10 protein-coding genes are annotated in these 12,896 nt (G+C 71.7%); all 10 read right to left on the bottom strand.

Annotated elements, in window-relative coordinates:
• Nucleotides 1–1,354, bottom strand: a 1,354-nt coding sequence (locus tag VK923_18595) for an aldehyde dehydrogenase family protein (protein ID HSJ46693.1), incomplete at its 3' end; no start/stop codon positions are given.
• Nucleotides 1,355–1,380: 26 nt separating this feature from the next.
• Nucleotides 1,381–3,042: a choline dehydrogenase gene (gene betA, locus VK923_18590; GenBank protein HSJ46692.1), complete on the bottom strand. Its 1,662-nt coding sequence runs from the start codon at nt 3,040–3,042 to the stop codon at nt 1,381–1,383.
• Nucleotides 3,039–3,932, bottom strand: coding sequence for an ABC transporter ATP-binding protein (locus VK923_18585; GenBank protein ID HSJ46691.1), 894 nt, complete (start codon nt 3,930–3,932; stop codon nt 3,039–3,041). Before VK923_18585 ends, betA begins: the two co-directional genes overlap by 4 nt.
• A 4-nt stretch (nt 3,933–3,936) precedes the next feature.
• A complete protein-coding gene (locus VK923_18580; protein HSJ46690.1) occupies nt 3,937–7,539 on the bottom strand; it encodes an efflux RND transporter permease subunit in 3,603 nt (1,200 codons plus the stop codon).
• A gap of 4 nt (nt 7,540–7,543) precedes the next feature.
• Nucleotides 7,544–8,164 carry a TetR/AcrR family transcriptional regulator gene (locus tag VK923_18575; GenBank protein HSJ46689.1) on the bottom strand — a complete coding sequence of 207 codons (621 nt, stop codon included), beginning with the start codon at nt 8,162–8,164 and terminating at the stop codon, nt 7,544–7,546.
• A gap of 35 nt (nt 8,165–8,199) precedes the next feature.
• Nucleotides 8,200–8,754, bottom strand: coding sequence for a DUF4870 domain-containing protein (locus VK923_18570; GenBank protein ID HSJ46688.1), 555 nt, complete (start codon nt 8,752–8,754; stop codon nt 8,200–8,202).
• A 78-nt stretch (nt 8,755–8,832) separates the two neighbouring features.
• Complete coding sequence (locus VK923_18565; protein ID HSJ46687.1) at nt 8,833–10,380, bottom strand: M81 family metallopeptidase; 1,548 nt, start codon at nt 10,378–10,380, stop codon at nt 8,833–8,835.
• Nucleotides 10,381–10,557: 177 nt separating this feature from the next.
• Complete coding sequence (locus VK923_18560; protein HSJ46686.1) at nt 10,558–11,601, bottom strand: ATP-grasp domain-containing protein; 1,044 nt, start codon at nt 11,599–11,601, stop codon at nt 10,558–10,560.
• Nucleotides 11,602–11,669: 68 nt separating this feature from the next.
• A complete protein-coding gene (locus VK923_18555; GenBank protein ID HSJ46685.1) occupies nt 11,670–12,455 on the bottom strand; it encodes a methyltransferase domain-containing protein in 786 nt (261 codons plus the stop codon).
• Between the two features lie 15 nt (nt 12,456–12,470).
• On the bottom strand, nt 12,471–12,839 hold the full coding sequence (locus VK923_18550) for an Mth938-like domain-containing protein (GenBank protein HSJ46684.1): 369 nt from the start codon (nt 12,837–12,839) through the stop codon (nt 12,471–12,473).
• Between the last annotated feature and the right edge of the window lie 57 nt (nt 12,840–12,896).

Here is a 12,896-nt window from a genome sequence, read left to right as displayed (position 1 = left end):
AGCCGCCCCACTCCGCCTGGGGCACGTACGGGTGGTAGTCGTTGATCCAGATGGTGCCGTGCCGCAGCCGTCCCGCGACGCGCTGGGCGCGGCCGGCGTCGCTCGTCCACACCGCCCCGGCGAGTCCGTAGTCGGTGTCGTTGGCGATGCGCACCGCGTCGTCCTCGCCGCTGAAGCGCTCCACAGTGAGCACGGGACCGAACGACTCGTCGTGCACGACCGACATGTCCTGGGTGCAGTCGTCGAGCACGGTGGGCAGGTAGTAGTGGCCGTCGGCCAACGCGTCGTCGTCGGGGCGGCTGCCCCCGCACCGCAACGTGGCGCCCTCCGCTACGCCGCGGGCGACGTAGGCGTCGACCTTGGCCAGGTGCGCCGCGGAGATCAGCGGGCCCGTCTCGGCGTTGTCGTCGAACGGCCCCCCGAGCCGTATGCGTGCGGCCCGGCGGACGATCTCGTCGACGACCTCGTCGTGCACGGCGTCGTCGATGATCAGCCGCGCCCCGGCCGAGCAGACCTGCCCCGAGTGCAGGAACACGGCGGTCAGGGCGTAGTCGGTCGCCGTCTCGAGGTCGGCGTCGGCGAACACGACGTTCGGGTTCTTGCCGCCGAGCTCAAGGGCAACGTTCTTGACGGTCGCCGCGGCCGCGGCCATGATCGCGCGCCCGATCTCGAGCCCGCCGGTGAACGACACGAGGTCGACGTCGGGATGGGCCGCGAGCGGCGCACCGACCTCGGCGCCGGCACCCAGCACCAGGTTCGCGACGCCGTCAGGCACGCCCGCCTCGGCCAGCGTGTCCATCAGCAGCAGCGCGGTCGATGGCGTCAGCTCACTGGGTTTGAGCACGAACGTGTTGCCGGCAGCCAGCGCCGGCGCGACCTTCCACGACGCCTGCAGGAGCGGATAGTTCCACGGCGTGATCAACCCGCATACGCCGAGCGGCTCGTGGACGACGCGGCTGAGCACGTCGGCCATGCCGGTGTCCACCACGCGCCCGGCCTCCATGCCCGCGAGCCGGCCGTAGTAGCGGAAGCACGCCGCGACGTCGTCGAGGTCGTAGCAGCTCTCGACCAGCCGCTTGCCCGTGTCGAGCGACTCCCCGCGTGCGTAGGTCTCCTGGTCGCGGTCCAGCAGATCCGCAACGTGCAGCAGCACCTGCCCACGCTCGACGGCCGGCGTCGTGGCCCATCCCCCTTCGTCGAACGCGGCGCGCGCCGCGGCGATCGCCGCGACCGTATCGTCGCTGCCGCCCTCGGCGACCGTCGCGACGACCGTGCCGTCGGCGGGGCAACGGATCTCGCGGGTCCCGCCGGCAGCCGGGGGCGTCCAGCGCCCATCGATGAACAGCTGCGTCATTGTCGTCTGCCCTCCGTCCGGCCGCTTCACACGGCACGATCCCGACGGTGTCGATGGAAGTCGACCCGCACCGGCGCCAGTGGCGTGTCACCACGGATCAGGTCCGCCGCCCTCTCGGCGATCATCATCACAGGCGCATAGATGTTGCCGTTGGTGATCGTGGGCATGACCGACGCGTCGACGACGCGCAGGCCGTCGACCCCGTGGACGCGCATCGACGACGGATCCACGACCGCCATCGGGTCCACGCCCATCCTGGCGGTGCACGAGGGGTGCAGCGCCGTCTCGGCGTCGCGCGCGACCCACGCGAAGATCTCCTCGTCGGTCTCGACGCCCGGGCCCGGGCTCAGCTCGCCGCTGTCGAACGGCGCGAGCGCGGGCTGGGACAGGATGCCGCGGGTGATCCGAACCGCCTCGACCCACTCGCGGCGGTCCGTCGGGGCCGACAGGTAGTTGAAGCGCAGCGCCGGGCGAACGCGGGGGTCGGTGCTGCGGATCATGACGGACCCCCGGGCGTCGGAGTACATGGGTCCCACGTGCATCTGGTAGCCGTGCCCCCGTGTGGGCGCGGATCCGTCGTAGCGGACGGCCAGCGGCAGGAAGTGGAACATGAGGTTGGGGTACTCGACGTCGTCGTTGCCGCGCAGGAACCCGCCTGCCTCGAAGTGGTTCGTGGCGCCGGGCCCGGACCGGGCGAGCAGCCAGCGGAGGGCGACCTCGGGGCGCCGGCGCCATTGCAGATACGGCTGCATGGTGACCGGCTGGCGGCAGGCGTGCTGGATGTACACCTCGAGGTGGTCCTGCAGGTTCGCGCCGACGCCCGGCAGGTCGGCGATGACGTCGACGCCCAGGCCACGCAGGTGCTCGGCCGGTCCGACGCCCGACAGCTGCAGCAGCTGCGGTGAGTTGATCGCGCCGCCGCACAGGATCACCTCGTCGGCGGTCACCCGGTGCGTGCGCCGGCCCCGGACGTACTCGACGCCGGTCGCCCGCGTGCCCCGGAACAGCACCCGTGTGACCGTGGCGCGCGTGACGACGTCGAGGTTCGGCCTGCCACGCACGGGGTGAAGGTACGCGCGTGCCGCCGACAGGCGACGGCCCGTGTGGACGTTGCGGTCGAACGCCGCGAACCCCTCCTGGCGGAGGCCGTTGACGTCGTCGGTCAACGGGTGGCCCGCCTGCTGGACGGCCTCGAACAGCGCAGCGAACAACGGCCCGGACGCCGGACCGCGTTCGAGGACCAACGGTCCGGCGTGGCCACGGACGGGATCATCGGGGTCCGCGGCCAGGCAGCGTTCCATCCGGTTGAAGTAGGGGAGGCAGTGGGCGTGGTCCCACGCCTGCATCCCCGGTGCGGCCGCCCACCGCTCGTAGTCCATGGGATTGCCGCGCTGGAAGATCATGCCGTTGATGCTGCTGGATCCGCCGAGCACCCTGCCACGTGCGTGGTAGATGCGGCGCCCGCCCATGTGCGGCTCGGGCTCGGACGTGTACCGCCAGTCGTAGAACCGGCTGCCGATCGGGAACGCCAGCGCAGCCGGCATGTGGATGAAGACGTCGAACAGCCAGTCCGTCCGCCCGGCCTCGAGCACGACAACGCGCGTGGCCGGGTCGACCGAGAGGCGGTTGGCAAGCACGCTGGCCGCGGATCCACCGCCGACGATCACGACGTCACATCGCCCGTTCACGCGCGTACGTTAGCGTCGGGACCCTGGTTCGTGCCACCCTCGTTTCGGCCGCTGTGACCGGCCGATCGCGGCGGGGTGGCCAACGGCGCGTCCAGGCGCGCGCGGGCCGTGTAGCGGCCGTCGCTGCGCGCGACGTCGACAGCCATGCCGACGCAGCGCGACAGTGTCGTCGGCGTCAGGGTCACCTCGAGCGGTCCCGCGGCCACGATCGCCCCGCCCGCCAGCAGCAGGGCGTGGCTGAACCCGGTCGGGATCTCCTCGACGTGGTGGGTCACGAACACGATCGCGCCCGGCTCGTGGTCGGCGGCGAGTCCGCCGAGCACCGTGACGAGCTGCTCGCGGCCGGCGATGTCGAGGCCGGCCGCGGGCTCGTCGAGCAGCAGCAGGTCGGGCCGTGCCATCAGGGACCTGGCGATCTGCACGCGCCGGCGCTCCCCCTCCGACAGGGTCGACAGCCGCCGGTCCCCCAGGTCGCCAACACCGAGGCGCGCGAGCAGCGCCGACGCCCGCGCATGCGTCACGGCACCGTGGTCCGCCCGCCACCGCACCAGCGTGGCCGTCAGCGCGCTGACGACCGCCTCGTGCGCGGTCAGCCGCTGGTCGAGGATGCGCTCGAGCTCGGCGCTGGCGTACCCGATGCCGCGACGCAGCTCGCGGACGTCGACACGACCCAGCCGGTGGCCGAGCACGTGCACCGTGCCGCGGGAGGGGAAGCGGTAGGTGCTGGCGAGCTGCAGCAACGTGGTCTTGCCTCCACCGTTGGGCCCGATGACCACCCAACGCTCGCCACGGTGGACCCGCCAGTCGACACCGTCCAGGAGCACGGCGTCGCCGACCGTCACCGTGACGCCCGCCATGTCGATCAGTGGGTCACCGGGCGCCGTTGGCACGGCGCTAGGTGCGCACGTACGGCGCGAACGCCCGCCCGTTGCTGGCGAGCACGACGCGCGCGGCACCGACGTAGGCGGAGGGTGCGGCAAGCTCCCACACCGGCTCGGTCGGCGGCGTGAGCTGCTCGGGCTCGTGCTCACGCAGCCACTGGACCGCGAGGCGCGTCAGCCGGCTGCGGGTCGGCCGCGACGACGCCGTCGTGCTGCGGACCACGATGTGGTCGACGCGCACGCCGGACCGCTCCAGGTACGCGAGCGCGGCGTCGGCCTGCGCCCGGCTCGGGAACCGCGCGATCGTCGTCAGGTCCTCGGCGGGTACCGGCACCGGACGGTCCGGCGCGGACCGTCCGTCGCTGCGCCCGTGGTCCTCCGCTGCAACCGCCGGCGCCGGCGCGGCTGCGACCTCGTCGCGCGCGGCCGGTTCCGCCATCGTCCGGTCACGCGGCTCGCCGTCGCCACCGCCACGCCACATCCGGTCCCTGGCGCCCATCAGGAGCGTGTACACGACCGGAATCACGATGAGCGTCAGCAACGTCGAGCTCAGCAGCCCGCCGATCACGACGGTCGCCAGTGACGCCGACAGCAGCGCGCCCTCGCTGAGGCCCAGGGCCAGGGGCACCAGGCCGATCATCGTGGTCAGCGCGGTCATGAGGATCGGCCGGACGCGGGTCTCGGCACCGTTGACCACCGCCTCGCGCAGGCCCATGCCGGCCTCGCGGCGCTGCTCGACGAATTCGAGCAGGACGATCGCGTTGGTGATCACGATGCCGATCAGCATCAGCAGGCCTATCATCGCCGGCAGCCCGAGCTCGCGACCCGTGATCGCGAGCGCGGGGAACGCCCCGATGGCCGCGAGCGGGAGCGTCAGCAGGATGACGAACGGGGTGAGCAGGCTGCCGAAGGTCGCGACCAGCACCAGGTACACGAGGCCGACCGCGATCGCCTGCGTGGCGAACAGGTCCTGGAAGCTCTCGCCGATCTCCTGGTTGCTGCCGATCTGGGTCACCTCGACCCCTTCGGGCGGGTCGACGTCCTCCAGCGCGGCGTTGATCTGCGTGGTGACCTCGCCGATGTTCACCTCGGTGATCGTCGCGCTCACCTCGGCCGACCTGGTGCCGTCCGCCCGGGTGATTGCCACGGGGCTGTCGGCCTCCTCGATGTCGGCGATGTCGCCGAGCGTCTGGCCGGTCGGCAACGGCAGGTCCCGCAGCTCGCCTGCGCTGTCGACGGCCTCGGGGTCGACCTGCACGACCACGTCGCGCTCACCGCTGTCAGTGTCGAGCGTCGTGGCGGTCGACGCGTTCAGCGTCCCGGCCAGCAGCCCGGCCACGCTCGCCGCCTCCAGCCCGGACGCTCGTGCGTCGTCCTCACGGATGTCGACGGTCAGCTCGGGCCGCGCCTCGGTCACGTTGGAGGTCAGGTTGGTCAGGCCGTCGACCGTGCCGAGCACGTCCTCGACCTCGGACGCGGTCTCGCTGACGGCCCCGAAGTCGTCGCCACTGATCTGCACGACGGCCTCGCTGCCGGTCGGGATGGCCGACTGCTCGATGACCGATCCGGTCAGCCCGAGGTCGTCCAGCTCCGCACTGACCTCGTCGCGCAGCCCCGAGGTGTCGGTGCCCTCCTCGACGTCGACGGTGATCGCGGCGGTCGAGTCGCCGCCGCCACCACCGAACGCCGCGGCGATCCCGTCACTGGACGAGCCGACCACGGTGGTGAAGCTGTCGACGCCGTCGAGGCCCTCGAGCCGGTCCTCGAGCGGCTCGACCTCCGCGCCGGTCGCTTCGAGGGATGTGCCCTGGTCCGCCTCCACCGTGATCACCAGGTTCTCGGCGTCAGCCGTCGGAAACAGGTTGATCGGCACCTGGCTGAGGCTGGCGATGCTGCCGCCCAGCAGCACGACTGCGATGAGGATCGTCAGGGCGCGGTGGTCGAGGGCCCACGTCAGCGGTCTGCGCACCATCCGGCGCAGTGGCGAGTTCTCCGGGTCGGCCTTCTCGGCCTCGGCCCGCCGCAGCAGCAGCGAGCCGAGCACCGGCACGACGCTGGTGGCGACCAGCAGACTGGCCAGCAGCGCGAAGGTGGTGGTCAGCGCGAAGCCGATGAAGATCTCGCCGACCAGGCCGGAGATGAACGCCAGCGGCACGAACACGGCAACGGCGGTCAGCGTGGCCGACGTGACGGCGCCGGTGACCTCGCTCGCACCGACGCGCACGGCCTCGCGCAGTGAAAGGCCGCGTTCGAGCTGCCGGTAGATGTTCTCGAGCACCACGATCGCGTCGTCGACGACGCGGCCGGCGGCGATCGCAAGCGCACCCAGCGTCAGGATGTTGATCGTGACGCCGGACAGCTTCATGAGGCCGAGCGCAGCGATCAGTGACAGCGGGATCGAGATGCCCGCCACGATCGTGCCGCGCCAGCTGCGCAGGAACACGACGATCATGAGCAGCGCCAGAATGGCGCCGAGCACCGCATCGCGGGTCACGTCACTGACGCCCTGGGTGATCTCCGGCGCCTGGTTGACGACGATCTCGGTGTCGACGGTCGACGGCAGGTCGACCTCCTCGATCGCGTCCTCGATGCGTTCGACGGTCTCGACGGTGTTCGCGTCCTGCTCCTTGCGGATCTGGAGTGAAACCGCCTCCTGACCGTTGAGGCGGGAGATCGTCTCGGTGTCCTCGCGGGCGGTCGTCACCTCCCCGAGCTGCTTGATCTGCACCGGCTCGGGAGCCGGAGCGACGGCGCCCTGGGCCGCGGCCGCCGCCGGATCGCCGGGTGGCGCCTGGGCCGCTGCGGCTGCGTCCGCCTGGCTCGCGGCGTCTGCGCCCGTCTGACCGGCACCGGCACCCGGTCCGACCGCCGGGGCGGCCACACCGGGCGCGATCTCGAGGTTGCGGATCGCAGCCACGTCGACGTCGGTCCCCACGACGCGGACCGGCAGGGTGGTGTCACCGTCGGTGACGGCTCCGACCGGTGCCGACAGATCGGCGTTGTTGATGGCGCGCGCAACGTCGTCGGGCGTCAGGCCGTGGTCGGCGAGCTTCTGGGGATCGAGCGTGACCTCGACGACCTGGGAGCCCACACCGCTCAGCGTCGCCTCGGCGACGCCGTCCAGGCCCTCGAGCTCGGGCACCAGCTCGTCCTGGGCGATCGCCGTGACCTCGTTGAGGTCGTCGCCGGTCAGGGCGAGCGAGTAGATGGGCAGCGAGTCGGGCGTGATCGACGTCACCTGCGGCGTTTCCACGCCGTCGGGCAGGTCGGCGTCGGCGAGCGCGTCGCGCACCTCACGCTCGCGTTCGTCGATGTCGGTGCCGTAGGTGTACTCGGCGAACGTGATGCTGACGCCCTCATAGCTGGTCGACGCGACCTGCTCCAGCGACGCGGTCGACTGGACCGCGTCCTCGATCGGTCCCGTCAGGTTCTCGACGACCGACACCGGTCCCGCACCGGGCTGGGTGGCGACGGTCACGAGGAACGGCGGCTCGATCGACGGGAACAGCTCCTGGCGCAGGCCGAACGCCGCGCTGATGCTGGCGACCAGGAGCAGCACGATGGCCAGCAGCGTGACGGTGCGGTGTCCGAGGGCGAGTCGCGTGAAGGTGCGCACGATGTCAGCGTCCTGTGTGTCGGGGTTCGTCCAGGCCGTGGTCATCCGGTGCGAGGGCGTGCCGGACGAACGAGCACAGCTCGTCGGTGACGTGCGTCAGATCGATGGGTCCGCCCGCGATCAGTTCGATCGGCGTCACGCGCATCAGTCCCGCCAGCGCGGCCGCGGCCACGTCGGCGTCGCACACGCGGATGTGCCCGTTCTCCATGTCGACCCGGAGGCGCTCCCGAAGGAGGCCGAGCAGCTCGTCGCGGTGGCGTCCCATCATGTGCTCGGGGTCGACGGGCGTCGGCATGTCGGAGATCAGCAGGCGTGCCAGCGTGACCTGTCGCGCGAAGAAGTCGGCGGTCGCGCGGATGACGCTCTCGATGGGACCGTCGGCCAACGCCGAGCGCACCGTTGCCGTGACGCCCCGGAAGATGTCATCGACCAGAGCGGCCGCCAGATCGTCCTTGCTGTTGAAGTGGTAGTAGACGGCCGCGCGGCTGACGCCGGCCTCTGCGGCGATGTCCTCCATGCGTGCACCGCGCAGGCCGCAGCGGCTGATCACCGTCCGCGCGGCCGTGATCAGCCGTTCACGTGTCTCCTGCGCCGGCGCGGCCTGACCCATCGCCGTACTGTACATGCGTCTAGACGTGTGTACAGCGCGAACGTCCGGAGCTAGGACACCAGCCGGATCGCCAACGGGTACGTGTACTCCTCGCCGTGCGAGGCCGCGATCGTTGCGCGGATGGTCACCACCAGGTAGCCGATCGCCGCGATCAGGGCCACCGGCGCAACGATGAGCAGCGCGAGCCCGAGCGTGAAGATGGTCACGACGACCGCGGCGATGACGTAGATGATCACCGACAGGTTGAAGTTCAGCGCTTCCCGGGCGTGCTCCGTGGCGAACGGGTCGCCCGCGTCACGGCGCAGCAGCCACACCACCAGGGGGCCCAGGAAGGCCGGCAGCCCACCGAGCAGCACCCCGGCGAGCGCGCTCAGGTGCGCTCCCACCGCCCACATCCGCGCGTCGTCGGAACGGACGGTGGGCTGCGGGGCCGACACGAGGGGACCGGGAGGGTCCGCGGCGGGCGGCGGCGCCGACGGTGGAGCCGGCTGCTGCTCCGCCTCGGGAATGTAGGCCCGGCCACACGTCGCGCAGGTCGTGTCGTCGGGGGCGATCGTCCCACCACAGTGCGCGCAGGGTCGCGATTCGTGCCGCATCTGTTCCATGCCCCCACCGTAGGCTCGCACGGACGCGTGGGCGATCGGGAACCTCCCTGACTCCGTCCCGGCAGCCCGTGGATCCGGCTACACGGTCGGGATCGCGCCGTAGTGCGCCGCGATGTCGATCGGCCACGCCGGCGCCATGCCCGGCCGTCGCCCGAGACGCTCGATGCGCTGGGTCGTCAGACCGCACTCGGTGTCGGCGGTGATGATCGCGCTGGCGAGCTGGCGGAACCCGGCTCTGAAGTGGTGACTTGACTTCAGGGCGATGACCCGGCACCTCGTGACATCGACACCGTGGAGGAGGAAGACCTCCGGGTCGAAGGTCTGCTGTACGCGGGACACGACGATCACGTCGACCCCATCGATCTGCAACCGCGCCGTGCGGCCGAGGTCGACCTCCAGGCCGGGGGCGTAGAAGGACAGGCGGAACCGACCGTCGGTCAGGCCCTTCACGTAGGCGCTGGCCGCCAGCGGAGCCCAGGCCCGACGGTCGCTCTTGCCGCCCAGCTCGACGTCGAGGGTGGCGCCGACCCCGGCGGCGTGGGCCGCGGCGACCGTCTCGGCGTCGCAGATGAAGCCGAAGCACGACCTCGTCGCGCCGGCATCGAGCAGCGCCCGCAGCAGCTGCACGTCGTCGCCCATGGTGCCCCCACCGGGGTTGTCGGCGGTGTCGTTGATGACGACCGGGCCATCGGGCAGCGCGAGCGCCGCCGCGACTGCGGCCGCCGGCGACAGGCCGGCCGGGCGGAAATCCTCACGCCGTTCCCACACGTAGGCAGCGACCTCCCGCGCCGCTCGCCGGGCGAGGTCGGCGTCGCCGTCGGCGATGCACACGATGCGGGCACCGACGTCGTGACCGTCGGCGTAGGGGAAGCCGTGGAAGAACGTGCAGTCCAGGATCCCGGGCCGCTGCTCGATCTCGCGGCACCGCGCGTTGACGTCCGCGGCAGGCCCCTCATCCGTCGTCGTCAAGGGCAGCAGCATGGGCAGCGGCTCCACATGCGTCACAGGACGAAGCTGCCCGCTGACCAGCCCAGGAAGCAGACGTGCGGCCTCGACGCCGCGCTCGTGCATGTCCGTGTGGGGGTTCAGGTGCACCCCGAGCATCGCGTCGGCGAACCGGCCCATGCGGTCGGTCACGTTGGCGTGGAGATCCAGCGTGACGACGATGGGCGTCGCGGCCCCCACCAGCGCTCGGACGTCGGCCAGCAGCGCGCCCTCGAGGTCCTCGGTGCCCTCGGTCACGCCGGCGCCGTGCAGCTCGAGCGCCACGGCGTCGACCGGCACCACGGCGTGCAGGCGGCTCAGCAGCTCGTCGCGCAGCTGCTCGTACGCGTCCGCGCGGATCGTCCCCGACGGCTCACCGATGGCGAAGAACGTCGGCACCACCGTCGCCCCGATCGCCGCCAGCCCGTCGACCATGCCACCGATGTAGGTCGCCGTGTCCCGATAGCGGGTCACGATCTCATCGCCGCGGTAGCGGTCGAACCAGTCGACGGGTGTCAGGCCGGAGGCCTCGACGGCATAGGTGTTGCTCTCGTGCGAGATGCCGGTGATCGCCACCCGCAACCCCGCGACGCGCGTGCCCGTGCTCGCGTCACCGGCGATCGTAGGGATGGCCGTCGTCATCGACGATCACTCCCGAGCCGCACCGGCCATCCCACGCTGCACCTCCTCCGACGTCGGCAGCGTGACGGGCGCCGAACCGCCCGCCAGGCGACGATCAGGCTAACGGGCCACGGAGCGTCGTGCGACGAAGGGCGGTCAGGTCTGTCCCGGACCGGCCGGGGCCGGGGAGACGGGCCCTCAGGCGACCCGCGCCTCGTGCGCAAGCCGGACGATGCGGTCGCACACCTGCGACATGTTCATGCCCGAACCCGCGGCCGACTTCGGGAAGAGACTCGTCGCGGTCATACCCGGCAGGCCGTTGCACTCGAGGAAGTAGAAATGGCCGTCGTCGTCCTGCAGGAAGTCCATGCGCGACGCCGCGTGCGAGCCCTGCGCCAGGACGCGGTGCGCCTGCACCGCCAGCCGTTGGAGCTCGTCGCGGTGCGCAGTGGTCTGCGGTGCCGGGCACACCTCCTCGGCGTTGCCCTCCTGGTACTTCGCGACGTAGTCGAACAGCTCGCGGTCGGTGCTGATCTCGACGACCGCGAGGGGATCATCACCGATCACACCCAGGCTGAACTCACGCCCGTCGATGCGCTCCTCGACCAGCGCGTCGGCGCCGTACGCGCGGCTCCACGCGATCGCGCGAGCGAGGTCGTCACGGTCGTTCGCCAGCGCGACGCCGATCGTCGAGCCGCCACGGACCGGCTTGACCACCCACGGCCCCTGGAAGTCGACCGCGTCCGCGTCGTCCGCGCCTGGCACCCGCCACTCGGGCGTGGCCAGCCCGCTGTCGCGGCACAGCCGCTTGGCGGTGAGCTTGTCGAACGAGACCGAGCAGCCGAGCGGGTTCGGCCCGACGTAGGGCAGGTCGCACAGCTCGAGCACGGCCTGGATGTACCCACCCTCACCCTCGTCGCTGTACACCAGGGGGTACACCAGGTCGGCTCGCCGACACACGTCGAGGACCCCGGGCGCGAACACGGTGTTGGGGTGCCGCGCGCGCAGCTCCGCGATCTCGGCGTGGCTGGGCGGCTCGCGGTCGACGTCGATCTCCCAGCCCGACGGATCGATCGAGACGAACAGCGCATCGATCCCGTCGGACGTGTCGACCTCTGTCGCGATGTCGACATTGGCCACCTCGTGCCCCGCCGCACGGAGCGCACCGGCGACCTCGATGCCCGACGCCAACGAGACGTCCCGCTCCGTGTTGGCGCCGCCCATCAGCATGGCGATCCGCATGGTGCAGCCATGCCCGAGCCGCACGTGGGCTAACCGCCGGCCGCCTGTCGCGGCTGCACTGCCGGACGTCAGGCGTGCCGGCGACCGAGCAGGTGGAACAGCCGGCTGAGCCGGCGGTAGGGATCACGTCGGCTGGCCTCGACCTCGACGGCCAGGATGTCGCCCAGCTCACCTGGATCGACGCGGCGGTCGGGCGGCCAGGCTTCGGCGAACAGGCGCACGCCATACCAGCTGACGTCGCCGACGCCGTGCCGTGCAAGCCGTCGGGACAGGTCCTCGACGGAGTCGCCGCGGGTGTGGAGGCCGAGCGCGTTCACCTCGCGGTCGTAGTCGAACGCCGCCAGCGCGTCGCGCCAGCGTCCCTCGTGGGCCGGCCGTACCGCCATCGTCGCGGCGTTCTTCGCAAGGATCGAGACGAGCGCGCCGGGGCGCGCGAGCGCGCACAGCGCGGCGAGCAGCGGCTCGGGGTCCGGCAGGTACGAGATGACCCCGTGGCACAGCACGCCGGCGAACCGCCCCGCGCCGAGCAGGTCGACGGCCTCCGTGCCCGACGCATGGACGAGGTCGACCCGCGCACCGACAGCGGCAGGCTCATGTGCGAGCGTCGTGGCGGCCCGCTCGAGCATTCCGGCCGACGGATCGACGATCGTCACGACGTGCCCGCGACGTGCGAGCGGCAGGGCCTGGACGCCGGCGCCACCGCCGACGTCGACGACGGGTGCCGGCGCCGGCGGCAGGTGCGCGCGCAGATGCGCATCGATCACGTGGGTCCGCACCTGCCCGCGCACGGATCCGTAGTGGCCGTCGATGAAGGTGGGGATGTGCGCCGCCCACGCGTCGCCGTCGTCAGCCATCGCGTTCGCGGGTCGTCAGCACGTGGTGTGGATGAGGGCGCCGACCGCGACGCCGTCCACCCGCAGCTGCTCGTAGCGGGCGATCGCCTCGTCGGTCATGAGCACGTCGTGCGGGATCCCCCGGTCCTCCAGCAGCGCCGTCGTCCCGCGGGACACACCCAACCGTCCCTGCCGACCGCGCGACAGCACGACGTGGGTCGCGCCGTGACCGAGCAGATCCTCGACGTCGGCGGCCTGCACGCCCGCAGTGTGACCGGTGCCGGTCTCGTTCCAATCCCATGCACCCGCACCGCCCGGCCACAGCCTGGCGTCCTTGAACGTCCGGCCGTCGACGGTGATCCGCCCCCAGCCGTGGTCCGCGATCTTCGGCGATGTTCCAGCCACACTCGCATGCTACGGCGCGCGGCAGCCCCACGCTGGGGCGCTGAGCCCGATCTCATG

It is taken from the genome of Euzebyales bacterium, assembly GCA_035461305.1.
In the GTDB taxonomy this organism is placed as follows: Bacteria; Actinomycetota; Nitriliruptoria; order Euzebyales; family JAHELV01; genus JAHELV01.
This window is presented reverse-complemented; position numbering and strand designations above follow the sequence as displayed.

Bases quoted from the DNA above. Each gene is read 5' to 3' on its own strand.
- VK923_18575 (HSJ46689.1), bottom strand. From the start codon at position 8,164: ATGTACAGTACGGCGATGGGTCAGGCCGCGCCGGCGCAGGAGACACGT.
- VK923_18570 (HSJ46688.1), bottom strand. From the start codon at position 8,754: ATGGAACAGATGCGGCACGAATCGCGACCCTGCGCGCACTGTGGTGGG.
- VK923_18565 (HSJ46687.1), bottom strand. From the start codon at position 10,380: ATGACGACGGCCATCCCTACGATCGCCGGTGACGCGAGCACGGGCACG.
- VK923_18560 (HSJ46686.1), bottom strand. From the start codon at position 11,601: ATGCGGATCGCCATGCTGATGGGCGGCGCCAACACGGAGCGGGACGTC.
- VK923_18555 (HSJ46685.1), bottom strand. From the start codon at position 12,455: ATGGCTGACGACGGCGACGCGTGGGCGGCGCACATCCCCACCTTCATC.